General features: G+C 73.2%; 25 protein-coding genes and 1 riboswitch. Of the genes, 9 read left to right on the top strand and 16 right to left on the bottom strand.

What is annotated here, in order from left to right; all coding sequences use genetic code 11:
• Positions 1-32 precede the first annotated feature (32 nt).
• From ABKA17_RS11070 to ABKA17_RS11045, 6 genes are all read right to left on the bottom strand, one after another.
• On the bottom strand, positions 33-1,208 hold the full coding sequence (locus ABKA17_RS11070) for a pyridoxal phosphate-dependent aminotransferase (protein ID WP_353691780.1): 1,176 nt from the start codon (positions 1,206-1,208) through the stop codon (positions 33-35).
• 98 nt (positions 1,209-1,306) lie between these two features.
• Positions 1,307-1,711, bottom strand: a complete 405-nt coding sequence (locus ABKA17_RS11065; protein ID WP_353691779.1) for a hypothetical protein — start codon at positions 1,709-1,711, stop codon at positions 1,307-1,309.
• A gap of 95 nt (positions 1,712-1,806) precedes the next feature.
• Positions 1,807-2,706 carry a hypothetical protein gene (locus ABKA17_RS11060; RefSeq protein WP_353691778.1) on the bottom strand — a complete coding sequence of 300 codons (900 nt, stop codon included), beginning with the start codon at positions 2,704-2,706 and terminating at the stop codon, positions 1,807-1,809.
• A gap of 2 nt (positions 2,707-2,708) precedes the next feature.
• On the bottom strand, positions 2,709-4,439 hold the full coding sequence (locus ABKA17_RS11055; RefSeq protein ID WP_353691777.1) for a diflavin oxidoreductase: 1,731 nt from the start codon (positions 4,437-4,439) through the stop codon (positions 2,709-2,711).
• Positions 4,436-9,955, bottom strand: coding sequence for a glutamate synthase-related protein (locus ABKA17_RS11050; RefSeq protein WP_353691776.1), 5,520 nt, complete (start codon positions 9,953-9,955; stop codon positions 4,436-4,438). Before ABKA17_RS11050 ends, ABKA17_RS11055 begins: the two co-directional genes overlap by 4 nt.
• Before the next feature lie 160 nt (positions 9,956-10,115).
• Complete coding sequence (locus ABKA17_RS11045; RefSeq protein ID WP_353691775.1) at positions 10,116-10,583, bottom strand: Lrp/AsnC family transcriptional regulator; 468 nt, start codon at positions 10,581-10,583, stop codon at positions 10,116-10,118.
• 63 nt (positions 10,584-10,646) lie between these two features.
• Here ABKA17_RS11045 and ABKA17_RS11040 point away from each other — a divergent pair, with 63 nt between their 5' ends.
• The 6 genes from ABKA17_RS11040 to ABKA17_RS11015 all read left to right on the top strand — a co-directional run bounded on the left by ABKA17_RS11040 (position 10,647) and on the right by ABKA17_RS11015 (position 14,735).
• A complete protein-coding gene (locus ABKA17_RS11040; RefSeq protein WP_353691774.1) occupies positions 10,647-11,351 on the top strand; it encodes an AzlC family ABC transporter permease in 705 nt (234 codons plus the stop codon).
• Positions 11,344-11,673 carry a branched-chain amino acid transporter permease gene (locus ABKA17_RS11035; protein WP_353691773.1) on the top strand — a complete coding sequence of 110 codons (330 nt, stop codon included), beginning with the start codon at positions 11,344-11,346 and terminating at the stop codon, positions 11,671-11,673. Before ABKA17_RS11040 ends, ABKA17_RS11035 begins: the two co-directional genes overlap by 8 nt.
• 140 nt (positions 11,674-11,813) lie before the next feature.
• Positions 11,814-11,998: riboswitch (cobalamin riboswitch) on the top strand.
• A 30-nt stretch (positions 11,999-12,028) separates the two neighbouring features.
• Positions 12,029-12,739 (top strand): energy-coupling factor ABC transporter permease, encoded by a 711-nt coding sequence (locus tag ABKA17_RS11030; RefSeq protein WP_353691772.1) that lies wholly within the window; start codon positions 12,029-12,031, stop codon positions 12,737-12,739.
• Positions 12,736-13,137 carry an energy-coupling factor ABC transporter substrate-binding protein gene (locus tag ABKA17_RS11025; protein WP_353691771.1) on the top strand — a complete coding sequence of 134 codons (402 nt, stop codon included), beginning with the start codon at positions 12,736-12,738 and terminating at the stop codon, positions 13,135-13,137. The genes ABKA17_RS11030 and ABKA17_RS11025 overlap by 4 nt, the downstream gene beginning before the upstream one ends.
• Before the next feature lie 6 nt (positions 13,138-13,143).
• Positions 13,144-13,893 carry a cobalt ECF transporter T component CbiQ gene (gene cbiQ, locus ABKA17_RS11020; protein ID WP_353691770.1) on the top strand — a complete coding sequence of 250 codons (750 nt, stop codon included), beginning with the start codon at positions 13,144-13,146 and terminating at the stop codon, positions 13,891-13,893.
• On the top strand, positions 13,890-14,735 hold the full coding sequence (locus ABKA17_RS11015; protein WP_353691769.1) for an energy-coupling factor ABC transporter ATP-binding protein: 846 nt from the start codon (positions 13,890-13,892) through the stop codon (positions 14,733-14,735). Before cbiQ ends, ABKA17_RS11015 begins: the two co-directional genes overlap by 4 nt.
• Before the next feature lie 21 nt (positions 14,736-14,756).
• Here the strand turns inward: ABKA17_RS11015 and ABKA17_RS11010 are convergent, their stop codons facing one another.
• From ABKA17_RS11010 to ABKA17_RS10975, 8 genes are all read right to left on the bottom strand, one after another.
• Positions 14,757-15,392, bottom strand: coding sequence for a sigma-70 family RNA polymerase sigma factor (locus ABKA17_RS11010; protein ID WP_353692320.1), 636 nt, complete (start codon positions 15,390-15,392; stop codon positions 14,757-14,759).
• Between the two features lie 197 nt (positions 15,393-15,589).
• Entirely contained in the window at positions 15,590-16,309 is a 720-nt protein-coding gene (locus ABKA17_RS11005; RefSeq protein ID WP_353691768.1) for a hypothetical protein, read from the bottom strand.
• Between the two features lie 62 nt (positions 16,310-16,371).
• Positions 16,372-17,070, bottom strand: a complete 699-nt coding sequence (locus ABKA17_RS11000; RefSeq protein ID WP_353691767.1) for a YcnI family copper-binding membrane protein — start codon at positions 17,068-17,070, stop codon at positions 16,372-16,374.
• A 39-nt stretch (positions 17,071-17,109) separates the two neighbouring features.
• A complete protein-coding gene (locus tag ABKA17_RS10995; RefSeq protein ID WP_353691766.1) occupies positions 17,110-17,748 on the bottom strand; it encodes a hypothetical protein in 639 nt (212 codons plus the stop codon).
• A gap of 51 nt (positions 17,749-17,799) precedes the next feature.
• A complete protein-coding gene (locus ABKA17_RS10990) occupies positions 17,800-18,942 on the bottom strand; it encodes a hypothetical protein (RefSeq protein ID WP_353691765.1) in 1,143 nt (380 codons plus the stop codon).
• Positions 18,943-19,081: 139 nt separating this feature from the next.
• The gene (locus tag ABKA17_RS10985; protein WP_353691764.1) at positions 19,082-20,347 is read right to left on the bottom strand and encodes an MFS transporter; all 1,266 of its coding nucleotides are present in this window, start codon (positions 20,345-20,347) and stop codon (positions 19,082-19,084) included.
• 40 nt (positions 20,348-20,387) lie between these two features.
• The gene (locus tag ABKA17_RS10980) at positions 20,388-20,918 is read right to left on the bottom strand and encodes a DinB family protein (RefSeq protein WP_353691763.1); all 531 of its coding nucleotides are present in this window, start codon (positions 20,916-20,918) and stop codon (positions 20,388-20,390) included.
• Entirely contained in the window at positions 20,906-21,841 is a 936-nt protein-coding gene (locus tag ABKA17_RS10975) for a flavin monoamine oxidase family protein (protein WP_353691762.1), read from the bottom strand. The genes ABKA17_RS10980 and ABKA17_RS10975 overlap by 13 nt, the downstream gene beginning before the upstream one ends.
• On the opposite strand from ABKA17_RS10975, the gene ABKA17_RS10970 reads away from it, so the two are divergent.
• The gene (locus ABKA17_RS10970; RefSeq protein ID WP_353691761.1) at positions 21,810-22,160 is read left to right on the top strand and encodes a LysR substrate-binding domain-containing protein; all 351 of its coding nucleotides are present in this window, start codon (positions 21,810-21,812) and stop codon (positions 22,158-22,160) included. The genes ABKA17_RS10975 and ABKA17_RS10970 overlap by 32 nt on opposite strands.
• Before the next feature lie 32 nt (positions 22,161-22,192).
• Here the strand turns inward: ABKA17_RS10970 and ABKA17_RS10965 are convergent, their stop codons facing one another.
• Both ABKA17_RS10965 and ABKA17_RS10960 read right to left on the bottom strand, forming a co-directional pair.
• The gene (locus tag ABKA17_RS10965) at positions 22,193-22,810 is read right to left on the bottom strand and encodes a LysE family translocator (RefSeq protein WP_353691760.1); all 618 of its coding nucleotides are present in this window, start codon (positions 22,808-22,810) and stop codon (positions 22,193-22,195) included.
• Between the two features lie 88 nt (positions 22,811-22,898).
• A complete protein-coding gene (locus tag ABKA17_RS10960) occupies positions 22,899-24,029 on the bottom strand; it encodes a diaminopropionate ammonia-lyase (RefSeq protein WP_353691759.1) in 1,131 nt (376 codons plus the stop codon).
• A 140-nt stretch (positions 24,030-24,169) separates the two neighbouring features.
• Between ABKA17_RS10960 and ABKA17_RS10955 the strand changes: the two genes are divergently transcribed.
• Both ABKA17_RS10955 and ABKA17_RS10950 read left to right on the top strand, forming a co-directional pair.
• Entirely contained in the window at positions 24,170-25,108 is a 939-nt protein-coding gene (locus ABKA17_RS10955; protein ID WP_353691758.1) for a LysR family transcriptional regulator, read from the top strand.
• A gap of 56 nt (positions 25,109-25,164) precedes the next feature.
• Positions 25,165-26,031, top strand: coding sequence for a DUF1963 domain-containing protein (locus ABKA17_RS10950; RefSeq protein WP_353691757.1), 867 nt, complete (start codon positions 25,165-25,167; stop codon positions 26,029-26,031).
• Positions 26,032-26,042: the final 11 nt, after the last annotated feature.

Raw genomic sequence — 26,042 nt, 5'->3', positions numbered from 1 at the left:
GAAAGTCTGTGTGCGTTCCGTGAAGCGATCCCCTACCGCAGCGCGGCGACGAACTTCCCGAGCCGGGCCAGCCCTTCACGCAGCGCGTCACCGGAGGCCGCGTACGACAGCCGTACGTGGGTCTCGGCCGTGCCCACGCCGAAGTCCCGGCCCGGGGTGAGAGCCACATGCGCCTCCTGGAGTGCCCGGGCGCAGAACTCCCACGAGGTGAGCCCGGTGCCGCTGACGTCGAAGTAGACGTAGAACGCCCCGTCCGGCGGCACCGGCACCGGCAGCCCGATCTGCGCCAGGCCGTCCAGGACGAGCCCGCGCCGCCGCCCGAACTCGGCGCGCCGCTCCTCGCAGACGGCGAGGGACTCGGGGGTGAAGCAGGCGAGGGCGGCGTGCTGAGCGGGGGTCGAGGCGCACAGGAAGTAGTTCTGAGCGAGGCGTTCCAGCGCCGGTACGAGGATCTCCGGGACGACGCACCAGCCGAGCCGCCAGCCGGTCATGCCGAAGTACTTGGAGAAGCTGTTGATGACGACGGCGTCGGGATCGTAGGACAGCGCGCTGCGCGGCGGCCGGTCCCGCTCGTCGTGGTCGCCGAGGTCGAGGTAGATCTCGTCGACGATCCGCCACGCGTCCCGCTCCCGGGCGAGTTCGCACAGCGCGGCCAGCTCGTCACCCGGCACCGAGGTGCCCGTCGGGTTGGACGGCGTGGCGACCATGACCCCGCGCGTGCCCTCGGTCCAGTGCGCCCGCACGGATTCCGCGTCCAACTGGAACCGGGAGGCCGCACTGGTCGGCACCAGCGTGACCCGCGCGCCGAAGCTCTCCATGATCTGCCGGTTGCAGGGGTAGGACGGGTCGCCGATCAGCACCTCGTCCCCGGCGTCGACGAGCGCGGCCGCGCCCAGCACCAGGGCGGCCGAGGCACCGGCGGTCACGACGACACGGCCCGGGTCGACGTCGACGCCGTGCCGCTCGCCGTAGAACCCCGCGATCGCCTGCCGCAGGGCGGGCATGCCGAGCGCCTCGGTGTAGCTCATGGGCCGTCCGTCCATGGCATCGCGCATGGCCCGCACGACGGCCGGGGGTGCGCCGAAGTCGGGTTCGCCGAGGCTGAGCTTGATCACGTGGTGGCCCTGGGCCTCCAGGGCGGCGGCGTGCTTGCCGAACTCCATGGCGTAGAACGGGGCGACGGACTCGGCCCGCTGCGAGATCCGCATGTGCGACCTCCGGATCGACGACGGACGGGATGTCCCGACCTTAAGCGGTCACGAAAGGGGCGGGCCCGCGGGCCCGCCCCTTCGTCGTCCGGTGACCGTCAGGCCTTGGCGTACTGCCAGCCGCCGCAGGAGTACGGGGTGCCGTCGGAGCCCTCCTGGAGACAGGCGCGGATCTGGAGGGTGGTGCCCTCCGCGAAGGACAGGTCCCAGTCGTGGGCGACGGCGTAGCCGTAGCCGTTGTAGTACGAGTGGGTGGCGGAGCTCGAGTTGTAGCGCCACTGGGCGGCGGTGCCGTGGCCGTCCTTCGCCATGTCGAGGGCGGTGAGGATCTCGCCGTCGGCGGCGAAGTAGGTCTTCGCGGTGATGTCGGCCGAGACGATGGAGTTGGTGGCCTCGTAGACCTCGCCGGCGGCCAGGGCCGGGGCGACACCCAGGGCGAGCGCCGACGCGGAGGCCGCGGCAATCCCGAGTGCAGACGTCAGTCGGCGGTGGAACTTGCGCAAGACAGCGTTCCTCTCTTCGAACAACCGGTCGCGCCCGAACTTACCTGAGGGCAAAGGGAGTTCGATCCGGACATCCGGGTCGACGCCGCCGCGGGCTACGCGTCGGGCAGCGAGGCCGCCAGGTGTTCCCAGGCCGCGTGCACCGGCTCCCCGACGATCCCGAACTGGGTGAGGACCGCGACGCAGCGGCCGTCCGCGTCGTCGAGTTCGAGGGCCGAGGTCGGGCCGTGCGCCGCCGTGGCGCGGACGAGCCGGCAGGCCCGGACGGCCGCGAGGTCGATCTCCACCGAGCTCTGGTCGATCGCCGCGAAGACCCGCCCGTCGGCGGTCCGGTCGGTGACGTGGACACGGCCCGCGCACGCCTGCATGGCCGAAGGGGCGAACACGGCGACGCCGACGGGCAGTCCGACGGAGCAGACGTGGTCGAGCACCTCCGGCACCACCCGGGCGTCGATCTCCCGGTGCTCGCCGCGGTACCGGTCGAACGCCGCGCGCCGGGCGGCCCCGCCGTCCGCGAGGACCGCGTCGAGCTGGGCGAGCTGGTCGCCGTTCTGCCACATCGGCACCTCGGGAGGCGCGGCCGGTCCCACGCCCCGGGTGCCGGCGCCGACCGTGCGGGCGAGACCGGCCAGCAGCCGGTCCCCGTCGGAGAGCAGCCGCCCCTGGTGCGCGGTCCGGCCGTCCGCGTCCAACAGGTGCAGGGCGACCTCGCCGGTGCCCTGGTCCCGTACGACCACGGCCGAGTCGACGCCGGCGCCGTCGAGGCGCAGCGCGATCTCGCCGGGGCGCACGGCGAACGCGTCGCCGCGCACGCTGGGCACCGCGTAGCTGCCCGCCTGGTCGATCCGCGCGACCGGGCCTCCGGTGACCGCCTGGACGTACCGGAAGAGCGTCAGGCACCGCGCCAGCTCGGGCATCCGCGCGTCGATCAGCCGCACGCTGCTGTTCCGCCGGGGGCAGCAGCCCTCGAAGGGGCAGCCGTCATCGTCGGTCATGCTCAGTACACGTCCCGTACGTAGCGCTTGGCCCGCCGCAGGTCCGCCAGGTACTCGGCGGCGTCGTCGTCCCCGCGGCCGCGCTGCTCGGCGATGACGCCCAGCAGGGCCGCCTCCACGTCCTTCGCCATCCGGGAGGCGTCTCCGCAGACATAGACGTGCGCGCCCTCCTCCAGCCACGCGTACAGCTCCCGCGAGCGCTCCCGCATCCGCGTCTGAACGTAGATCTTCTCGGTCTGGTCCCGGGAGAACGCGAGGTCGAGCTCAGTGAGCACACCCTGTTCCCGCAGCGCGGTCAGCTCGTCCTCGTAGACGAAGTCCGTCTCGCGGTGCTGGTCGCCGAAGAACAGCCAGTTGCGGCCGGCGGCGCCCCGCGCGGCCCGCTCGTGCAGGAAGCCGCGGAACGGGGCGATGCCGGTGCCGGGGCCGATCATGACCATCGGGGCGTCGTCGTTTGCCGGGACGCTGAAGGCGGCGTTCGGCTGGAGGTGGATGCCCACGTCGCCGGGGGCCCGGTCGGCGAGGTATGTCGAGGCGACACCCTCGTACCGGCGGTTGGCCATGCCGTACCGGACGGACGCGATGGTGAGGTGCACGCTGCCCGGGTGGGCGAGCGGGCTCGACGAGATCGAGTACTGGCGGGCCTGCAACGGCCGCAGGAACGGCACGAGTTCGGCGAGCGACGGCGCCTTGGACCCCGCGTCGCGGAGCAGGTCGAGCACGTCCCGGCCCCACAGCCAGGAGTCCAGGTCGGACCGGTCGCCGTGCGCGACGACCGCGGCCAGCTCGCTTTCCGGGGCGCGCTCGACGAGGTCGGCGATCAGCTCCTTGGACGGGGTGCGGATCTCGCGCTCGGTGCGCAGGAGTTCGGCGGTCCGCTCGTCACCGCCCGCCCCGAGGTGCGTCAGCAACTCCCCCACCAGGGCGGGGTCGTTGAGCGGTACGACGGCGAGCGCGTCGCCCGCCTCGTACGTGATGCCGCTGTCGCCGAGGTCGAACTCGTAGTGCCGGATCTCCTTCGCGCTGCGGGGCGAGGACAGCAGCCGGTTCTCGGTGAGACGGGACGGGTAGGGGTTGCGCTTGTTCCACCGGGAGCGCTGCTTGGCGGACGCGGCCGGGGCGGCCTTCGCCTCGCCGCCCGTCGCGCCGGTCTCCGCGACCAGTCGGTCCAGTACCGCAGTCGTCCACTGGGCCGCCGGCTCCTCGAAGTCCACGTCGCAGTCGACGCGTTCGTGCAGACGGGTCGCCCCGAGCTGTTCCAGACGGGTGTCGATGAGCTTCGCGGCCTGGCAGAAGTCGTCGTAGCCGCGGTCGCCGAGTCCGAGGACCGCGTAGCGTACGCCCTCCAGGCGCGGTGCCGTGTCGGACTGCAACGCCTCCCAGAACAGCCCGGCGTTGTCGGGCATCTCGCCCTCGCCGTAGGTGGAGGTGACGACGACGACGTGGGTCATCGCGGCGAGGGCCTCGGGCGTGACGTCGTCGAGGGCGGTGGCCCGGCCGCCCAGGCCGCGGGCGCGGGCACCGGCGACGACGTCCTCGGCGACGAGTTCGGCGTTGCCGGTCTGGGTGCCGACGAACACGTCGATCGTCGCCGCGGGCGCGTCGCCCGCCGCGTCGCCGCGGCGTCCGGCGGCCGCTATGCCGGCGAGGAACCCGGCCAGCCAGGACTCCTGTTGGGCGGAGAAGGGCGCGTCTGCCGGGATGAGGGTTCCGGTCGGGGGCATGAGGGTCATGCGGTCACCGCCTCGGTGGGGGCCTGCGGGACGCGGCGGGCGGCGATGTCGTCCAGCGCGGCGTTGGCGAGCAGTTCGTCGAACCGGGCGGCGCGGATCCGGCCGGCGTTCTTGATGGTCTGGTGGACGATCCAGCCGTAGGTGCCGGGGGCGTCCACGCTGAGGTTGTTGCGCTGCTTGAGGGCGCGCTTGTAGGCGTCGAGGCGCAGCGTCGCGATGAGGGTGGCGAGCTCGCCGTCGTCGAAGCGGTCCAGCGTGCCGCGCAGGTACTTCACCACGCGCTGCTTGACGAAGAAGTCCTCGGTGAGGACCAGGTTGCGGACGGCCTCGGCGACGCGCGGGTCGTCCGGGCCGGTCGCGCCCGGCACCCGCTGGAGGGCGAGGTCCTGCGCGACGCCGAGCACGGTGTACGAGGACAGCAGCGAGAACATGTCGTCGCTGCCCTGGTCGCCGAAGGCCGGGGCGCGGCCGTCGAGGACGGTGCGGCGGTCGCGGTAGTCGACCTTGAACGCGCGGAGCTTGTCGTTGGCGATGGAGGTCGCGAGCTCGTCGAGGAGCTGGCCCCGGGTGGCCGCGGCGAGGATCTCCGTGGCGTCCTGGTAGAGGAGCAGGGCGCGGGGCATCCCGCAGTACACGTGCTGCCGCTCGCTGTCCCAGTCGTGCAGCAGCCGGGCCGCCAGCTCCGAGCCGGTGGCCTCCGCATGCCAGGTCAGCAGCAGCCGTACGGCCTCCTCGTGGAAGGCGCCGTGCGCGGTGTCGGTCACCGGGAAGACCAGCAGCGAGTCGGCGCTGACCCGGCCGGCCAGTTCGCCGGAGGGGTCGTACTGGTAGAGGAAGCCGCCGCTCATGCCGTTGCCGAGGCCCTTGCCGAAGCCGCCGAGGTTGAGGACGGTGCCGCCGGTCATGTACTCGCAGCCGAAGTCGCCGACGCCCTCGACGACCGCGGTCGCGCCGGAGTTGCGCACGGCGAACCGGTCACCGGCCTCGCCCCCCACGAAGGTACGGCCGCCGGTCGCGCCGAACAGCGCGAAGTTGCCGATGAGCACGTTCCCGCCGCGCTCGGCGCTGCCGCCGCCGGGTGCGCGGACGACGATCCGGCCGCCGCTCTGGCTCTTGCCGACGCCGTCGTTGGCGGTGCCGGTGTGCTCCAGGGTGATGCCGTCGTTGCAGAAGACGCCGTAGGACTGGCCCGCGGAGCCGTGGGTGCGGATCGTGACGGCACCCTCGACCAGGCGGCGCCGGCCGCGGTCGTCGGTGGTGACGGCGGGGGCGTCGGAAAGGTCGCCGAGTCCGTGGCTCTCGTGGTTGAGGAGCCGCTCGACGTCGATGCCGAGCTGCCCGCCCACCGACTTGTCGCTGTTGCCGAGGCGGATGCCGTCGACGAGCAGGGACGGCTCGCGCCGGTCGAGGAGCGCCGCCCGGACCCGCTCGATGAGGGCGTCGTCGGTGGTGAAGTCCTTCTCCAGGTACTCCGGGTTCTCCACGACCTTCTCAGGCACCTGCGCGAGCAGCCGGCGCACGTCCAGGCGGCCGACGCTCGCGGGGTGGTCGAGCAGCTGGAGCAGGTCCGTGCGGCCCCGGGCCTCGCGCAGCGAGCGCAGGCCGAGGCGGGCGAGGATCTGGCGGACGTCGTGCGCGATGTTGAGGAGGTACTGGGCGAGTGCGCGCGGGTCGCCCTCGAAGACCTCGGGGTTGGTGGTGAGCCCGGCGGGGCACTTCACGTTGCAGTTCTTCGCCATCACGCAGCCGAGCATCATCAGCGCGGTCGTGCCGAACTCGAAGCTGTCGGCGCCGAGAAGGGCGGAGGTGACGACGTCGCCGCCGGTCTGGTGGGCGCCCGAGCAGCGCAGGACGACCTTCTGGCGCAGCCCGTTGGCGACGAGCGCCTGGTGGACCTCGGCGACGCCGATCTCCGCCGAACGGCCCGCGTACTTCAGGCTGGTGACGGCCGCGGCGCCCGTACCGCCGGTGTTCCCGGCGACGTTGATGACGTCCGCGCCGGCCTTGGCGACACCGACCGCGATGGTGCCGATGCCCTCCGAGGAGACCAGCTTGACGATGACCCGTACCCGTGCGGCCTTGCAGTCGTGGATGAGCTGCGCGAGGTCCTCGATGGAGTACGTGTCGTGGTGAGGGGGCGGGGAGATGAGCTCGATGCCGGGGGTGCCGCCGCGGGCCGCCGCGATGTCGACGGTGACCTTCGGGGCGGGCAGCTGACCGCCCTCGCCGGGCTTGGCGCCCTGGCCGATCTTGATCTCCAGTTCTTCGAGCATCGGGTCGGCGAGATAGCCCGCCCAGATGCCGAACCGGCCGGACGCGAACTGCTTGATCCGGGAGCCGCGGATGGTGCCGTACCTGGTGTGGTGCTCGCCGCCCTCACCGCTGTTGGACATGCCGCCGACCATGTTGGTGCCGTGCGCGACGGCCTCGTGGGCGGTGGCGACGAGGGCGCCGTGGCTCATCGCGCCGGAGGCGAGGGAGCGGGTGATCTCGTGGGCGGGCTGGACCTCGTCGAGGGGGACGCTGTCGGGGGCGCCGGTCAGGAGGGCGAGGAGCCGGGCGGCGGTGCCGGTGGCGGTGACCTCCGTGGCCGCGGCGCTCACGGTGAGCGTCTCGACCTCGCCGGGGTAGGCGAGCGCGAGGCCCTCCGCGAGCGCGGTGTGCCGGTCGGTGCCGCCCTCGGTGAGGCTCAGCCGGACGCCGGTGCCGTCCGTGGCCTCGGCGACGACTCCCCGGGCCGTGACGCTCGCGTTGCCGTCCGTCGAGAACCGTCCCAGCTCCCGCGCGAAGTCCTGCGGGGTCCGTAGCCCGGTGACGTCGGCGGGCAGCGCGAGCACGTCCCGCAGCGCGGCCGGACGCCGGGACCGCTCCTCGTGCGTGGTCCGCAGGAAGGCCCGGTACCCGGGAGTGATCCGGAAGGCGTCGATCTCGGCGTCGCTGAGCGCGTCGTAGCCGGTGTTGCGGTACGCGGCGTCGGTGATGCCGAAGGCGTCGTCGAGCTGGCCGAGGGTGAGCAGCCGCAGCGCGTCCGAGTCGCCTTCCCGGCCGAACTCCGGCTTCTCCTCGACCATGTCGCCGAAGCCGCGCACGGCGGTGACGCCGAAGGAGTGCCCGGCGCCGTCGGACCGCTCCTTGAACAGCCCGAGCAGCGGGATCTGCTGCTCGCCCTCGACCGCGCGGGCCCGCTCGTGCCAGTCCGTCGCGGCCTGTGCGATCCGGGCGAACCCGACGCCGCCGACCGGGGCCTCCATGTGCGGGAAGGTCCGGGCGAAGATGTCGTCGCGGGTGTCGAGGTAGTTCGGTTCGAAGAACTCGCCGCCGATGTAGCTCTCGGCGGTGCACAGGCCGACCCGGCCCATGGTCTTGGCGAGGGACTTCTCGGCCGCCTTGCGGAACTTCCTGAGCGCCAGGTCCGTCTCGGTGATCTCACCCGCCGGGGCGGGTGCGCTCGGGTACCTCTCCTCGGCGCGCAGTCGTGCGCTGAGGCTGTAGACGGCGGAGGCGCCGAAGCCGAGCGCGGTCGCCACGTGGTGCGAGGAGGCCAGCTGGCCGCTCTCGGCGACGATCGAGACGCGCAGCCGGAGCCCGGTCTCGATCAGGCGCTGGTTGACGGCCGCGACGGCGAGGATCACCGGCAGCGGGGCGCGGGTGGAGGAGACGGCCCGGTCGGTGAGCATCGCGATGCCGCCCCGCTCGGCGGCGAACCGCTCGACGTCGTCGCAGAGTCGTTCCACGGCCGACCGCAGCGCGTCGGCGTTCGCGGTCTCGTCCCCGGCGACGGGCTCGTAGAGCATCGCGAACCGCTTCAGCGGCACGATCTGCTGGTCGCGCAGCCGGACCATGTCGAGGTGCCCGAGGACGGGCGAGGAGACGACGAGCTGACGGCCGTGCGCGCTGCCCGTGCCGTCCGGCTTCGGGCCGAGGGCGACGCGCATGCTCATGCCGTCGGCCTCGCGGATGCTGTCCAGCGGCGGGTTGGTCACCTGGGCGAAGCGCTGCGAGAAGTACTTCGCCATGCCGCCCTCGGTGTCGCTGAGCGCGTTGATGGCGTTGCCGTAGCCCATCGCCGAGATCCGCTCCGACCCCTCGGCGAGCATCGGGTCGAGCATGAACCGGAAGCTCTCCTGGTTCAGCGAGTACGCCACGTACCGGCCGGCGAGGGTCAGGTCGCCGTCGTAGCCGAGGGTCGTGGTGCCGCGGTAGTAGTCGGGGGCGGGCAGGTCGTCGAGGTTCACCCGCGCCGCGGTGAGCAGTTCGGAGTACGGGCGGCGCGCGGCGAGGGCGTCGAGGACCTCGCGGGTGCGCATCCGGCGTCCGGTGCGGTGGTCGACGACGAGCATGCCGCCGGCCTCGATCCGGCCCCGGTGCACGACCTCGTCGTCCGGGAAGGCGACCTGCCCGGCCTCGGAGGCCACCATCAGGTACTCGGCGGTCTCGACGGTACGCAGCGGGCGCAGGCCGAGCCGGTCCAGGCGGGCGCCGACGACGTCGCCGTCGCTGAAGATGAGGGCCGCGGGGCCGTCGTTCTTCTCCTCGTACAGGGAGAAGTACTCCAGCATGTCGCGGACGCCGTCGGGCAGGGTGCGGTCGTTCTCCCAGGCGGGCGGCATGAGGGACACGACGGCCTCGACGAGGTCCAGGCCGTCGTCGAAGACCCGGCTCTGGAGGGTCTGGTCGAGGCGGCTGGAGTCGGACTGGCCGGGCGGGCGCACGATGGACCGGGTCCGGGCGCGCGCGAGGGCCTCGTCGGAGAGGCGGTTCTTGCGGTCGGTGTTGAGCTCGCCGTTGTGCGCCATGAGCCGGAACGGCTGGGCCATGGTCGGGTGCGGCTCGGTGTTGGTGGAGAACCGGGTGTGGAAGTACAGCGAGCGGACCGAGTGCCGGGGGTCGACCAGGTCGCGGAAGTAGCCGATGACCTCGCCGGAGTTGAGGCGCCCCTTGAGGACCTGGGTGCGCGCGCTGAGCGAGAGCGGGTACAGCCCGGCGTACGCCTCGTCGGCGTAGGCGACGGCCTCGACCGCGAGCAGGGCGCGGTGGGCGGCCGCGTCGACGGCGGCGCGCTCCCAGTCGTCGGGGGCGCGGAACACCCACTGCACGACGGGCAGTTGGTACTGCTCTGCGGCGGGGCAGGCGACGGTGTGGTCGACGGGTACGTCCCGGACGAGGAGGATCTCGAAGCCCTGCTCGGCGATGCTGCGCCCGACGAGTTCGCGCGCGCCCGCGCGGCGCCCGGCGTCGGTGGGCACGAAGCAGTTGGCGACACCGAAGTGCCCGGCGCGCAGCGCCCGGCCGGTGAGCGCGCCGAAGAACTCCACCGACAGGTCGACGCTCACGCCGGCGCCGTCCCCGACGCCCTCGGCGGACTTGCCGCCGCGGTGCGGGATGGTGCGCAGCGCTTCGTCGCCCTTGAGGATGACGTCGTGGCTCGGGGTTCCGTCGAGCCGGGTGAGGAAGCCGACGCCGCAGTCACTGTGGTCGCGGGCAGGGTCGTGGAGACCGAGGGTGCTGGAGTTCAAGTGGCGGTCCTGTGAGCAGCGGGTTTCGGCTGGGGGTACCTCCCAGGCCCGTGGGGCACTGGGGAAGGACGGCCAGGCTGCGTCGGTGGAGCGCTCGCCGCGGGCGGGCCGGTGTACCGGCCGAGCCCAGAGTGGTGCAAAGGGAAACGGTAAGGCGTGCCTAAGTTCGATGCAAGTGGGTCTTGATCTCCTTCATGGTCAGGTGGGACTCCAGACGCGAGACGGCGGGCAGCCCGCTGAGCCTGCCCATGAGGAAGGCCTCGTAGGCGGCGTGGTCCGCGACCGCGACGCGCAGGAAATAGTCCGGGCGCCCGTACATCCGGCGGAACTCCACGACCTCCTCGTAGGAGGCGACGGTCTCCTCGAACTCCTCGACGGTCCCGCGGTCCTGGGCATGGATCTCGACGTCGATCAGCACCTCGAGGCCGCGCCCCAGCGCCGCGGGGTCGACCACGGCCCGGTATCCGGCGATGACCCCGGCCTCCTCCAGCCGCTTGACCCGGCGCAGACAGGGCGGCGGGGTCAGGCCGACCCGCTTGGCCAGCTCGACGTTGGTGAGCCGACCGTCCTGGCGCAGATGAAACAGAATGTCGCGATCAATGGCATCGAGGCTTACTTCATTGCTCACCGAGCGATCGTACAGCGGTAATCGGCAACCATATAAGGCACGCTCTTTCCTAAAATTACGCCTATGCACCTAACTCCCGCCGTCAAGCCCTCCGAGGCGCGCGCGGCTTTCGGGGACTCCCTCGGTGTGGGCCTGGGGTTCGTCCCGCTCGGGCTCGCCTACGGGGCGCTGGTGACGCAGTCGGGGCTGCCCTGGTGGTGGGCAGGGCTGGCGGCGGCGCTGATCTTCGGCGGATCGTTCGAGTTCCTGCTCATCGGCCTGGTCACCGCCACCGCGCCGCTCGCGTCCGTCGCGCTGTCGGCGTTCATGGTCAACGTCCGGCACGTCTTCTACGGGCTGTCGTTCCCGCTGCACCGCGTGCCCGGCCGCCTCGGCAGGGCGTACAGCACCTTCGCGATGTGCGACGAGGCGTACGCGCTGGCCACCGGCGAGCAGGCCCGCGCCTGGTCCGGCCGCCGCATCCTGTGGCTCCAGCTCTTCCTGCACCTGTACTGGGCGGGCAGTGCGACCGCCGGCGCCCTGCTCGGCTCCCTCGTACCCGGCGTCGACGGCCTGGACTTCGCCCTGACCGCGCTGTTCGCCGTCCTCGCCCTAGAAGCCCTCAGGGACGTGCGTGGCGATCTGCCCACTCCCGTGCTGGCCCTGCTCAGCGCCCTGACCGCGCGGTTCCTCTGCCCCGGCGAACTGCTCCCAGCCGCCTTCGCCCTGTTCACCACCGCCCTGCTGGCCCGCCACCTCACGACCCGCCGGAAGCCGAGCCATGCCTGACACGCCCTACGCCGTCGCCGCCGTCCTCGTGGCCGCCGCCGTGACCTGGGCCCTGCGCGCCCTGCCCTTCGCCGCCCTCACGCCGCTGCGCGAGAGCGCGACCGTGCGGTACCTCAGCACCCGGATGCCCGCCGGCGTCATGCTGATCCTCCTCTTCTACTGCCTGCGCGACCTCCCCCTCCCCCACCCGCGCGCCCTCGCCCCGCTGACCGCCCTGGCCGTCACCGTCGCCCTGCATCTGTGGCGTCGCAACGCCCTGTTGAGCATCCTCGGCGGCACCACGGCCCATGTGCTCCTGCTCGGCACGGTGTTCACCGGCTGAGAGCGGCTCGGGGCCGCTCGAAGGGCGGTTGCGGGAGTCACTCGGCGCACTCGGCCCCGTCCCGGTGTGCGCCCGGCGCGAGCCGCCGGGCGCCGCTCACGCGCCCCCTGCTGCCGCTTGCCAGCGCCTTTACCAGCGCACTACTCTCGCCAGGCCTTGGTGAACGGGAAATCCGGTGTGATGCCGGTGCGGCCCTCGCCACTGTGATCGGGAAGTCCGGCTCCGGCTCTTACGAGCAGCCACTGGGTCCTTCGGGACCCGGGAAGGCGGAGCACGGGCGGTGGGACCCGTGAGCCAGGAGACCGGCCAAGGCGCGTCAACCATCCACGAGGTGCTGGAGAGGGTCTGCTGAGCCATGCACATAGCCGAGGGTTTCCTTCCTCCGGCGCACGCCGTCGCCTGGGGCGTCGCGTCCGCGCCATTCGTCGTCCACGGAGTGCGCTCGCTCACCCGTGAAGTCCGGGAGCACCCGGAGAGCACCCTGCTCCTCGGCGCCTCCGGCGCCTTCACGTTCGTCCTGTCCGCGCTGAAGCTGCCCTCGGTGACGGGCAGTTGCTCCCACCCCACCGGCACGGGCCTCGGCGCCATCCTGTTCCGGCCGCCGATCATGGCCGTACTGGGCACCATCACCCTGCTCTTCCAGGCCCTGCTGCTCGCCCACGGAGGTCTGACCACGCTGGGCGCCAACGTGTTCTCGATGGCGATCGTCGGGCCCTGGACGGGATACGCCGTCTACCGACTGCTACGGCGCTTCGACGTGCCGCTGATGGTGGCGGTGTTCTTCGGCGCGTTCTTCGCGGACCTCTCCACCTACTGCGTCACCAGCGTGCAGTTGGCGCTCGCCTTCCCGGACCCCGGCAGCGGATTCCTGGGCGCGCTCGGCAAGTTCGGCTCCATCTTCGCCGTCACCCAGATCCCGCTCGCGGTGAGCGAGGGGCTCCTGACGGTGTTCGTGATGCGTCTGCTGGTCCAGTCGAGCAAGGGCGAACTGACGCGGCTCGGAGTGCTGTTGACCCGGCAGAACAAGACCGAGGCCGAGACCGAGACCGAGGCGGTGGCCCGATGAGCCGTAACGCGAAGATCAACGCCCTGCTGCTGCTCGTCGTGGCGGCACTCGCCGTGCTGCCGCTGGCCCTCGGGCTCGGCGACCACAAGGAGGAGCCCTTCACGGGCGCCGACGCCGAGGCCGAGACCGCGATCACCGAGATCGAGCCGGACTACGAGCCCTGGTTCTCGCCCTTGTACGAACCGCCGTCCGGCGAGATCGAGTCGGCCCTGTTCGCCCTCCAGGCGGCGCTCGGCGCGGGCGTCCTCGCCTACTACTTCGGGCTGCACCGGGGCCGCCGGCAGGGCGAGGAGCGGGCGCTGGCCCGACGGGACACGGACACCCGAAAGACCCTGGGCGACTCCCCCGCCGAGGCCCCCGACGGGTCCGCCGCCCAGTCCGCCGCCGAACGGACCTGACCCCGCGTGCTGCCGATCGACGCGGCCGCGCACAGCAGCCGCTGGCGCCACCGCCACCCCGTCGACAAGGCCGTGCTGGGGCTCGGCCTGACGATCCTCGCCATCTCGCTGCCGCCCTGGCCCGGCGCCGCCCTGGTGCTGGCCACGGCCCTCGTCGTCCTCCTGGGCCCGGCCGGCGTGCCCGCCCGGCGGCTGTGGCGCGCCTACCGGGTGCCGCTGGGCTTCTGTGTGACCGGGGCCCTCACCCTGCTCGTCCAGGTCGGCGGCCCCGACGGCGTCGTCGCCCCGGCCGACGGCGGCTGGGTGCGCGCCGGGGAGCTGTTGCTGCGTACGTCGGCCGCCTCGCTGGGGGTGCTCCTGTTCGCCTTCACCACCCCCATGTCCGACCTGCTGCCCCGACTGGTGAAGGCGGGCGTGCCCGCACCCGTCGTGGACGTCGCGCTGGTGACGTACCGCATGAGCTTCCTGCTCCTGGACTCCGTGCGCCGGATCCGCGAGGCCCAGGCGGCCCGGCTCGGGCACACCAGCCGGGCCGCGGAGTGGCGGTCGCTGGCTGGGCTCGGCGCCACCGCTTTCGTACGGGCCTTCAGCCGGGCGGCGCGGCTCCAGGACGGGCTCGCCGGGCGCGGCTACGACGGCACCCTGCGGGTGCTGGTGCCCGAGGCCCGCGTCTCCGTCCGCTTCACGGCCGCCAGTGTCGCGCTGCTCGCGACGGTGGCCGCCCTCACCCTCGTCCTGGAAAGGCCGCTGTCATGAGCGAGCCCGTGCTGGTCGCCCTGCGGGGCGCGTCCTTCGCGTACGAGGACGGCCCGACCGTGCTCGACGGCCTCGACTTCGAGGTGCGCGAGGGGCGGGCGCTCGCGCTGCTGGGCCGCAACGGCAGCGGCAAGACCACGCTGATGCGCCTGCTCAGCGGCGGACTGCGGCCGCGCACCGGCGAGTTGGCGGTCGAGGGGCGGCCGGTGTCCTACGACCGCAAGGGGCTGACCCGGCTGCGGACGACCGTACAGCTGGTGGTGCAGGACCCGGACGACCAGCTGTTCGCCGCGTCCGTCGCCCAGGACGTGTCCTTCGGACCGCTCAACCTCGGTCTGCCCGACCCGGACGTACGGGCCCGGGTGGCGCAGGCGCTGGCCGCCCTGGACATCACCGCGCTCGCCGACCGGCCCACCCATCTCCTCTCGTACGGCCAGCGCAAACGGACCGCGATCGCGGGTGCCGTGGCGATGCGGCCGCGTGTCCTGATCCTCGATGAGCCGACCGCCGGCCTCGACCCCGACGGCCAGGAGCGGCTGCTCACCACCCTCGACGGGCTGCGCGCCTCGGGCACCACGGTGGTGATGGCCACCCACGACGTCGACCTCGCCCTGCGCTGGGCCGACGACGCGGCCCTGCTCACCCCCTCCGGCGCGCACACCGGCCCCGCCGCCGCGATGCTGGCCCGCACGGAGCTGCTCGGGCAGGCGGGGCTGCGGCTGCCCTGGGGCGTCGCGGCCGCCCGACTGCTCAGGGAGCAGGGGCTGCTGGCCGACGACGCCCCGGGGCCGCGCACCGCGGACGAACTCTCCGCGATGGTCCACGACTCCGCGTCCCGGTGACGGCGGGCGGACACGCCGGGTTCAGGCCGCCTGGAGGACAGGTCCCTCCTTCGCCACCGCCCTGCGGGCGGGGGCGGTGCCCTCGTCGTCCAGCAGGTCCAGCAGCGACTCCCGGGCGCGGGCCACGCGGGAACGGACCGTGCCGACCGGGCAGTTGCCGGCCTCGGCGGCCTCCGCGTAGGGCAGGCCGAGCAGTTGGGTGAGGACGAACGCCTCGCGGCGCTCGTCCGGCAGCGACTCCAGGAGATCCAGCAGGGCGATGCCGTCGTCGAAGCCGGGCAGGTAGCGCGGCTGCGCGTGCTCGACGGCCAGTTGCCAGTCCGGTGTGTCGGACAGACGCGGCCGCGCGGCGGCATGCCGGTAGCTGTCGATCACCGCGCGGCGCGCGATGGCCAGCAGCCAGGCGCGGGCCGAGGAGCGCCCCTCGAACCGGTGCAGACTGCCGAGCGCGCGCAGGAACGTGTCCTGCGCCAGGTCGTCGGCGGCCTGGGGGTCGCCGCAGAGATGGGCGACATAGCGCTTCACGTCGAGGTGCAGGGCGCGGACGAAGTGCTCGACCGCGTTCACGTCACCGCCGCGGGCGGCGAGCGCCCACGCGGTGATCGACTCGTCGGGCGACATCGACACATCCGGCGACATCGACACATCCGGCGACATCGCCGCGTCCTCGGGTGGGCGCGCGGCGGACAAGGCAGAAGTGATCACTTGGTGTCCTTCTCGGTCATCCATGATCCGGACCGGTGCGCGTGACAGTGCGGGCGGTCCGGTGCGGGGAGACGGCCGTACGGCACCCGGTGGGGCGTACGGCCAAGACCCGAGGCGCCTCCTGGGCGGCCTCGGGGAACCGGCTGTCGTCAGGCGACAGCGGTCCCCGCGGGCGGACCCCGAGAAGTGATCGCATGGACGAGGAGCAGGCGCGGCACCCGGTCCGAGGAGGGCCGGTGCGCGCGGACGCGGGGACGCTCGGGGGTGAGGTGCACCGCGGCGAGCAGCAGGCGCAGCGGTGCCACCAGGCGTCCGGCCACCGCCCGCAGGATGCGGAACGCGGCCTTCTCGCCGTACGCCAGCCACAGCCCGCACAGCAGCCCGGCCAGCAGGTGGGCGGCGAGCATGCCGAAGGACGACGAGCCGGTCAGGAGGTGGCCCGCGTGATCCATGGGCGCCATGTCCATGGGGTCCATGGAATCCGTGGCCCCCATGGAGTGCATGTGCATGGAGCCCATGGGTCCAGAGCTCATGTGCGTGGAGCCCATGTGCCCGGAGCCCATGTGTCCGGACCCCATGTCGTGTCCCATGGGCCCGGGTCCGGCGTCCGCGGTGGTCGACTGGGCGAGGGAGAAGGCCGAGTGCAGACCGGTCTGGGCGGTGACCACGACCGCCACGATCAGCGGGAGCCCGCGCTCACGGCCCGCCAGGCCCCAGCCCACGGCGCCGGTCGCGGCAAGGCCCGCGGTCAGCGCCCACGCCGGGACGTCGGCGCCGGACATCATGACGTGGCCCAGGGCGGCGAGCAGCACACAGACGGCCGCGAACACCGCGGCCCGTACCGTGCGAGAACACCACCCTGCTGTCATGGCGCCTCATCCTCGCATCCGGACATCCCTGGTCAGTCAGACGTACGGAAATCGCCGCCGGTTCACTCACGCCGGCCGGCGGAGCGGGTGCGGGCGACGGCGAAGGCGGCCGCGGCCAGGCCGAGCGCGCCCACGACCAGCCCGGCGGTGCCGAGCCAGCGGGCGGTCGAGTCGGCAGCGGAAGCGGTCTGCCGGACCGTCGTCTTGGTGGCGCCCTGCTTCGCTGCCTCGGCGGTGAGTTCGACGACCGGGGCCGGGTTCTCCGGCTCCTCGTCGCCCTGCGTGGCCGCCTCGATCCAGCGGACGGTCCTGCCGTCGGAGTAGGTCTGGAGGGCCTTGAAGGTCAGCTGGTCGGTGTCGTCCGGCAGTTGGCCGAAGGCGACGTCGAAGTCCTCGTACTGCCCGGCCGCGATCTTCCCGCCGGTCCACGTGATCTCGGAGACGGCGTCGGTGACGGTGCCGTCGTCGGTCTTGATCGGCGTCGTGAGCTTGGTGTCGGTGACCTTGGCGGTCCAGCCGTCGTGCGGCGAGACGAGCACACCGAGGAGGGGGTGGTCGGTGGGCAGGAACACCTGGACCTTGGTGGTGGCGGCGGTGGCCTCCTCGTCGGGGACGCGGAAGGTGAGGACGCCGTCGGTGGCGCCCTTGGGGTAGCTCTCCGGGTGGACGGTGACGTGCGCGGAGGCGACGCCGGCCGCGGTGAGGACTCCGGCCGCCGCGAGGGCGGTGACGACGCCGGTGCGGCGCAGGGTGCTGGACATGGCTGAGGGATCTCCGTACTGCGGAAGGGATGTCGGGCTTCAGACGGCGTACGACATCCCCGCGGGCGGCCCCCGCCGGTGAACCGAGTGCCTCAGCCACACCTGCCGCGGCGACCGTGTCCCGTCGGCGGCCCGGCACACGGGTCGCGGGGCCGCCGGGACGGCCCGGAAGCCGCTCGCCACCCGCCACCAGGCCGCGAGCCCGGGCACGAGGGCGACCGCCCACCGCAGCAGCGACCACAGCGCGGCCTCACCGCGCCGCAGCCACCAGGTCAGCACGAGAGCCGCCCCGACATGGGCGGCGGTGGCGTGGGACGTGAGCGCGTGCGAGTGCGGGGCCATGCGCATGCCGTGCATGAGCATCGAGGGGTGCGGCCCGTGTACGACCGTGGTGGGGTGCTGCCCGTGCAGGACCGGCGAGGGGTGCGGTCGGGCGGCGCCGAACGCGAGGTGCAGGCCGCCCTGAGCGGCCGTCGTCCCGCCGCCGATGCCGGCCAGCGACCGCTCGCGCCCGCCCAGCAGACAGGCGACCGCGAAGACCCCCAGCCCCCCGGCGACTTGGACCCGCACCGGCGGTGCCGTGCCCGTGGCCAGCCCGTGTCCCCCGGCGGCCAGCAGCACGCACAGCACGGCGAACACCGCCGCCCGCAGACTCCGTACCGCCGGGGACGCACTCATGGCACCCGATGCTGTCATGCGGCCCGGGGGTCCCCGGCACCGGCCGCGCGTCTACGGTGCCGCCGCCTCGGGTTCGTCCGCCGCGGACGGGTGAACGTATCTGCCCTCCTTGAACGGGGTGAACCACGAGCCGAACGCCATGAGTTCGACCGCGAGCGCGGCCCGTACCGAGTCCTCGTCCGTGTCGTCCACCGAGTCGCCGTAGAGCCACTCGTGGTCGGTGCCCTCGTACACCTGCGCGGCGAACGCGTCGAGGGCGGTCGAGACCTCGTCGTCGAGGAGCCCGTGCAGTTCCAGGGTCGTGGTCGCCCGGCCGAGCAGGAACCTCAGGGCGAAGCCCTCGGCGACGCAGGCGAGCCGCCGGAAACTGCCGTCGGTGAAGCGGGTGGTCATGGCGATCACCGTCACCAGGAAGCGCCGGGCGAAGCGGGCGTCGTACTGGAGCGCGTACCGGTCGGGAAGGCGTTCCAGATGCCACAGGGGCCCCTCGCACTCCGCGACGGTGGCGTCCTCCTGGGCCAGGACCTGTACGTCCTCGAACAACTCGGCGACCAGGACGTCGGTCGCGTGGACCAGGGCGCCGGCGGCGAGCCTGACGCTCTCCGGCGCGAAGGCGAACCGGTCGTCGCGCTCCTCCCGCGTGTCGTCCTCGGCGCCGGGCACGCCGAACGCGGCCGGCGCGAAGGAGCGCAGTTCGGCCGCCAGTTCCAGCATGCGCCCGCGCGCGGCGGCCGCCTTCGCGTCGGCGTCGTCCCCCGCCCCGGCGCTCTCGTACGGGGCGCCCCCGGTGTGCCGGGCCTTGCGGGCGGCGGGATCGTCGGGCGGGACGTCCGGGCCTTCGGCGGCGTCGAGGCTCTTCCTGGCCAGGTCCTGGTGGAGTTCGACCTCGCAGCGCTCGATCGTCCAGTCGGCCAGCAGTTCGGAGCGTTCCAGCAGTTCGTCCACCAGCACCCGCACCGAGTCCTCGGCGGACTCCAGCGTCGGAGCGTCCACGACGACCTTCAGCAGGGCGCCGTCGGGGTGGATGGCCACGATGCTGTCGAGGATGCCGACGCGCACGCCGCCGGGCGCCTCGACGGCCCGCACCGAGTCGAAGCCGTCCTCGATGAGCGCCACGGCGCCGGCGCGCTGAAGCGGATCCATCTCCGGAGTGCCCTCCGGGATACAGGTGTCCACGGTCACTACATACGTCACAGGTCCGAGCCTTACAGGAAAGCACCGCCCGCGCGACGGATCGGGGCGGTCCGTCGGACGAACTCGGCTGGTGCGGAGCGGAGGTCGGCGGTCGTGGTGACGGTTCTCCGAGGCCCTGCGCGCGGTTCCCGGCCGTCGATCAGCGGCCGTGCGGGCTGCTCGCGCTCACCGCGATGGCGGGCAGTACCGCGAGGGCCAGGACGCCGCCGGTGAGGGCGAGGGCGGGGTAGCCGGCGGCGGAGACGACGAGGCCGGAGGAGATGCCGCCGGTGGCGCCGGCGATGGCGATGGAGACGTCGACCAGGCCCTGCGTCTTGGCCCGGGTGGCCAGCGGCACGGCGTCCGTGATCATCGCGGTGCCGGAGACCAGGCCGAGGTTCCAGCCCAGCCCCAGCAGCGCCAGCGCGAAGGCGAGCAGGGCGACGGAGTCCGCCGGCGCCACGGCCGCGGCGACCCCGGCGGCGAGGAGCGTGAGACCGGAGGCGACCGCGACGACGGTGGGGCCGTACCGGTCGACGAGCCAGCCGGTCAGCGGTGAGGGCAGGTACATGGCGCCGACATGGATGGCGATGACGAGCCCGGAGGCGGCCGTGCCGTGTCCGTGGTCGTGCATGTGCACAGGGGTCATCGTCATGATCGCCACCATCACCAGCTGGGTGAGGATCATGGTCAGCGCGCCGGGCATCAGCCCCGGGCCACGGGCCGGTTCCGGCTCCACCGCCGTCTTTCCCGGGTCGGCCTCCGCCCGCCGCCGAAGGTCGAGGCTGCGGGCGAGCAGCAGGGGGTCAGGACGCAGCCATACGACGAGGACGGCGGCGGCCAGCGCGTAGGCGGCCCCGGAGAGCAGGAACGGCCCGGCCAGCTCCGGGATGCCGAGCGTGCCGGCGAGGTCGCCCATGGGGGCGGCGAGGTTCGGGCCGACGACCCCGCCGAGGGTGGTGGCGACCAGGACGGTGGAGACGGCACGGGCGCGATGGGCGGGCGCGGCGAGGTCGGCTCCGGCGTACCGGGCCTGGAGGTTGGTGGCCGTCCCGGCGCCGTAGACGAAGAGGGCGAGGAAGAGCAGCACGGGGTTGTCCACGACGGCCGCGGCGATGACGCCCGCGCTGCCGACGGCGCCGGTCAGGTAACCGGCGGCGAGACCGGGGCGGCGGCCGCGCGCCTGGGAGACACGGCCCACCGCGACGGCGGCGAGCGCGGATCCGGCGGTGAACAGGGCGCTGGGCAGGCCCGCGAGGTCGGTGGAGCCGAGCATGTCCTGCGCGAGCAGGGCCCCCACGGTGATGCCGGCCGCGAGCCCCGCCCCGCTCAGGATCTGGCTGCCGACCAGCACGGTGAGTACCCGGCGCTGTGCCGCGGACCGCGGGGATATACCGGCGCTGCCTGCTGAGGCGGTGCTCGTCACGGGCGGCTCTCTCCTTGTGCCATGGGTACTGAACTGTTGGTCACAGAACGTCCACGACGAGATAGCCGTCGATGCGGCGTACGTGCCCGCTGTCCGGGTCCGAGGGGAGCGCGCGCCCGAGGTCGCGCGCTCTGACCTCGCCGATCCACTGGTCGTGCTGGTACTCGTGGTTGATGAGCGTGGTGAGCAGATGGCCGGCCACGATGGTGAGTTGGGAGGGCGCGCCGACCCGGCCGGCGGCGATGTCGCCGATGCGGGCGTGGACGCGTTCGGCGACGGTGTCGCGGAACTCGGTGAGCCGCTTGACCGTCGGCAGCGTGCCGCGGAACTTCTCCGGATTGGCCGAGTCCATGAGCCCGTCCAGCTCCGGGTCCGGACTGGGCTCGGCCGCGGTGAGGTTGCGGATCATGAAGTGGGCGACGTGGGCCTGGTGGCCGAGGTGCCAGCCGATGGCGCTGGAGTCCTCGTGCGGGCGCCAGGTCACCTCGTCCGGGGTGAGGTCCTTCCAGAGGTCGTCGGTGTAGGCGCGGGCACGGTCGTACTCGCGCAGCAGGGCTTCTACCGGAAGCATGTGTTCACCTCGTCCGTCGTCGGGGCCAGGACTGTCCGCGCCGCCCGCTCCCCGGCGGCGAGGGCGCCCTCGATGTGCCCGGTGTACCGGGTGGCCGTCTCGGTCGACGCCCAGTGCAGCCTGCCGTCGAGCGCGGGCCGCTGGTAGAGAGGGTGACCGAACAGGGAGTGATCGGCCAGGCGGTGCGCGTCGGGCGGCGCGGTCCACGGCTCGCCGCTCCAGTCCTGTACGTGGAGCGACTCGGGTTCCGCGGCCACCGGTCCGAAGAGCTGTCCCAGCTGGGCGATCACCGCCCGCTCGAACCCGGGGCCCACGTCCTGCGCCGCGGCGAAGCCGAACAGGGCGGCGGGGCTCCCGTCGGGCCCCGACATGTCGTGCAGCTCCCGCAGCGGACCGGTCCTGCTGACCGCCGCCCCGGCGAGCCCCTCGCCACGCCAGAAGGCGGCGGGACAGCGGGCGACGACCTTGGCGACCACGCCCATCCACACCGGGGTGGCCCGTGCGAGGCGGGCCAGTTCAGCGGGTAGTTCCGGGCCGAAGTCGATGCGTGCGAGGGCCAGGGCGGGCGGTACGGCGAGGACGACGTGCTCGGCGTGCAGTACCGCGTCCGGTGTACGGACCTCCAGCCCGCCGGCGGCACGGCGGCGGATCGCCGTGACCGGCGTGGCGAGCCGCAGCGCCTCGGTCGGCAGCCCGGCCGCGAGTCCGTGAGCGAGGGAATCGGCTCCGGACGCGAACCGGCGGGCCGGGACGTCGATCAGGTTGCCCGGGAGCCGACGTACGCCGGTTGCCTCCTGGAGGAGGGTGTCGCCCGCGAGATGCTGGTCGAACGTCTCGACGCCGAGCCGCTCGGTCAGCGTCCGGACCCGTTCCTCTCCGTCCCAGAACCAGGTGACTCCGCTCGAGCTCGAGGAGGCCGGCAAGGAGCAGTTCATCCTCGTCCCGGACGCCTGCGGTCTGACCACGTTCACCACCCAGCTCTTCCAGGCCCACGAGATGCCCCTGCGCACCTACGCGGGAGAAGCCGCCGGCTACCAGGTCCTCCAGGACTGGTCGCGGCTGGGCCTGGGCTCGGCGATGGTCCCCCGCTCCAAGCTCACCTCGCCCGACGCCCCGCACCGGCCGCTGATGAACGAGGGCCGCGAGGTCCAGATCTCCTTCGAGGCCGTCTGGAGCGCCGACTCGCCCCTCGGCGCGGACCTCCGCCACCTGGCCGACAACCTCGCGTCGGCGCGCGGCTAGCCAGGTCCTCGACGCCGGCGGCACCGCCGTGGTCAGGGCCAGGCCGCGACCGCGAGGCCGAAGCCGATCAGCGCCACGCCCGTGGTCCGTCCGAGCGCACGGCGGATCCGTGGCTCGTGGAGGAACGGGCCTGCCTTGGACAGCAGGAGCACGTAGCCGCCCAGCCAGGCGAGCGTGAGGGTGGCGTGGAGGAGTACGAGGAGCGTCATGGCCCAGGCGGCGGGCATGCCGGGCGGGGCCAGCGTGGGCAGCAGCCCGGTGTAGAAGACGGCGATCTTCGGGTTGAGGACGTTGCTGACCAGGCCGGTCCGCCAGGGGCTCCCGACGGCGGCGGGACCGGCGGTCGCGGGGTCGGCCGGTGCCGCGCGGCGGTGCTGCCACAGCGACCGCGCGCCCAGGAACACCAGGTAGCCCGCGCCGACGAGCTTGACAGCCAGGTAGGCCGTGGGCGAGGCGGCGAGCACGGCCGCGAGTCCCGCCGCGGTCTGGGCGCCCCAGATCAGCAGCCCGGTCGCGATCCCGCCGACGGTACGCAGCGCGTCCGCGGGACCGGCCACGAGCGCCCGCCGGGTCACCACGGCGAGGTCCGGGCCGGGCAGGACGGTCAGCGTCCCGAGGACACCGGCGGCGGCCAGGAAGTGGGTCAGCACGTCGTCCGCCTCCTCCGGAGGCAACGGCCGGTCGCGGCTGAGGGCATGAGGAAGCGGTGACTCAAGGCAGCTGTCTTTCCGGTCGAGTTCAGTGATCTGCGTCGGAGTGCGGGTTGGCGGCCGGCCCCTCGGTGCTCAGCAGCACCACCACCGAGGACGGCCCGAGCCCCAGCGCCCTACGGCGTTCCCCGGCGCCCGAGCCGGTGAGGGCCACGCGCAGCCCGGCGAGCGCCGCGGCTCCGCAGGGGCCCGCCGAGACACCGAGGGCGGCGAGGCGGGCGGCCGCGCGGGCACTGTCGGCGTCCGTGACGGCGATCGCGGCGTCCAGACCACCGCTCAGGAAGGGCCAGGCGATGCTGGACGGGGTGCCGCAGTTCAGCCCGGCCATGGTGGTCGCCCCCGTCGTGACGCTGACGGGCGCGCCGAGGGCGAGGCTCTCCAGAACGCAGGCCGCCGCCTCCGGCTCCACCGACAGCAGCGCCGGAGCCCGCCCGTCGGAGCCGCCGGGACGGCTTCGGTAGTGGGTGACCACGGCCTGGGCCAACGACCCGACACCCACCGGCACGGACACGAGGTCGGGACCGTCGACGACCCCTTCGGCCGCCAACTGCTCGTCGATCTCGGCGCAGAGGGTGGAGTATCCCTCGACGATCCATCCCGGGATCCGCTCGTAGCCCGGCCAGGCCGTGTCCTGGACCAGGATCGCGTCCGGCCCGGCAGCCGCCTCGGCCGCCAGCCGCACGGCCTCGTCGTACGGCCCCGCGACCTCGGTGACCCTGGCCCGTTCCGCGACGATGGCCGCCACGGCCCGTGGATGCACACCCTGGGGAACGAAGACGTGGGCGCCCTGCCCGAGCCGACGCGCCGTACGGGCCACCGCGCGGCCGTGGTTGCCGTCCGTGGCGGTCACGAGCGTGACCGGGCCCGGTTCCGCACCGCTCGCGGCCCGCTCGGCGAGGGCGCGGTGAACCGCCCAGGACGCGCCCAGCGCCTTGAACGCGGGCAGTCCCAGACGGCACGACTCGTCCTTGACGAAGACCCGGCCGACCCCCAGTTCCGTTGCCGCAGAGGGGAGTTCGGTCAGCGGGGTGGGCTTGTAGTCGGGCAGCGAGGAGTGGAAGACCCGCACCTCGGCGGGCGCGGGCTCACACCGCCAGGCACGGGCATCGGGCCGCGCGAACCACGGCAGCGCACGAGGGAAGGAAGCGTTGTCGGACACACGACCAGGGTCCGACGGACCCGTACGATCGGTCCAGCGAATGTTTCCCACCGATACTCGTCGGAAGAACCGACCATTCCAGAACCGGCCATTCCGCCATCGGCCCACGGTCTTTCGACGACGAGGAGAGCGGGCGCCCCATGTTCGATCTGCACCGACTCCGCCTGCTGCGCGAGCTCAAGCACCGCGGCACCCTGGCGGCCGTCGCCGCCGCCCTCTCCTACGCTCCCTCCTCCGTCTCCCAACAGCTCTCCCAACTGGAGGCCGAGGTCGGCGTCCCGCTCCTCGAACCGGTCGGCCGCCGGGTCAGGCTGACCCCGCAGGCCGAGATCCTCGTCGCCCACACCGAGGCGGTGCTCGAGCGCCTGGAGCGCGCGGAGGCGGACATCGCCGCCTCCCTGACCGACCTGACCGGAACCCTGCGGATCGCCTCGTTCCAGACGGCGGCGCTGGCCCTGGTCCCGACCGCGCTCGGTCTGCTGCGTGACCGGCACCCGCGGCTGCGCGTCCACGTCACGCAGATGGAACCCGAGAGGTCCCTGCCCGCCCTCCAGGCCCGCGACTTCGACCTCGTCCTCGCCGAGGAGTACCCCGGCAGCCCCAACCCGCGGCCCGCCGAACTCGAACAGGAGGACCTGCTCGACGACCCCCTGCACCTGGCACTCCCACGGTCGGCCGACACCGGGGACGCCGACGGCCCGACGGCGGCCCTGCGCTCACTCGCCGACCGTCCCTGGGCGCTGGAACCCGAGGGCACCGCCGCCCGGCACTGGGCCATGACCCTCTGCCGCAACGCCGGCTTCGACCCGGACGTACGGTTCGAGACCACCGACCTCCTGCTCCACCGACGCCTGGTCGAGCAGGAACACGCCGCGGCCTTCCTCCCCGACCTCGTCTGGGACGGGCACCCCCCGACCGTCCCCCTGCGCCGGCTCCCCCGCGGCCAAGGCACCCGCCGCATCTCCACCGTGATCCGCCGGGGCCGCGGCCGACACCCCGCGATCCAGGCCTGCCGCGCCGCCCTCCGCGAGGCGGTCGCCCTACGCCGAGCGGTCGCCCTCCGCTCCGAACAGACCTGAGCAGGCGTGTTCTCCTGGGCGGTCGCCATGCCGGTCCCGCCCTCTACGGTGTGCCCATGAATCCTGTGACTCGTGTGACTCCTGAGCTGTGGGACCGGTTGACCCCCTTCCGGGACAAGGCGGTTGAGGACGGCATACCCGCCGAAGAGGTGGAGCGCTGGCTGGCTGCCGCCGTCCGTCCCTGCGCCGCGCTGACGCGGGACGGGGACGGGCCGGTCGTGGGCCGGTTCGGCGGTCCGCTCCTGCTGCCGGCCGACGCCCCGGACCCCGAGCACCCCTTCGTCGCCTCGATCGACCTCGCGGCCCTGCCCGCCGACGCGACGGACCTGCCCCTGCCGCCCGACGGCCGGCTGCTGTTCTTCGCCTTCCCCGAGACCGACTCCGCCGAGAGCCAGGGCAGCGTGGTGTACGTCCCCGTCGGGACGGCCGTGGTCGAACGGGACCGGAACGCCTGGAACCCCCTCGACGAGGACGACTACGAGGAGATGCTCGACGAGTTCCCGGAGGGTCCGCTGCGGGCGACGGCCGAGGTGTCGCTGCCGTACCACCCAGACGTCGCTCTGCCCGGCGGTCCGCTTCCCGAGCCCGCCCGCTCCGAGGAGTTCGTCGCGCTCTGGGACGGCACCTGTGCCGACATCGCCCCCGACGCGCCGCTTCAGATCGGGGGGTACGCCAACGAGGAGGCGATCGACGGCGACCCGGTCGCCACCGCCGTGTGGTGGGCCACGCAAGCCATGGAGGCGGGCCGGTGGGAGGGGCCCGTTCCGCAGGACGTCTCGAAGTGGGTACTGCTGGCCGACTGGCAGGCCCGCAACGACATGGAGGGCTGGGAGAGTTCCACCGTCCACTGGGTGATCCAGCGCGAGGACCTGGCCGCGCGGCGCTTCGACCGCGCGTTCGCCAGCGTCTTCTGGAACCCGTGACCCCACCTCGT

This window comes from Streptomyces sp. RG80 (genome assembly GCF_040446465.1).
Classification (GTDB): domain Bacteria; phylum Actinomycetota; class Actinomycetes; order Streptomycetales; family Streptomycetaceae; genus Streptomyces.
Note: the sequence above shows the minus strand (reverse complement) of the source record. Positions and strands in the feature narration are given on the sequence as shown.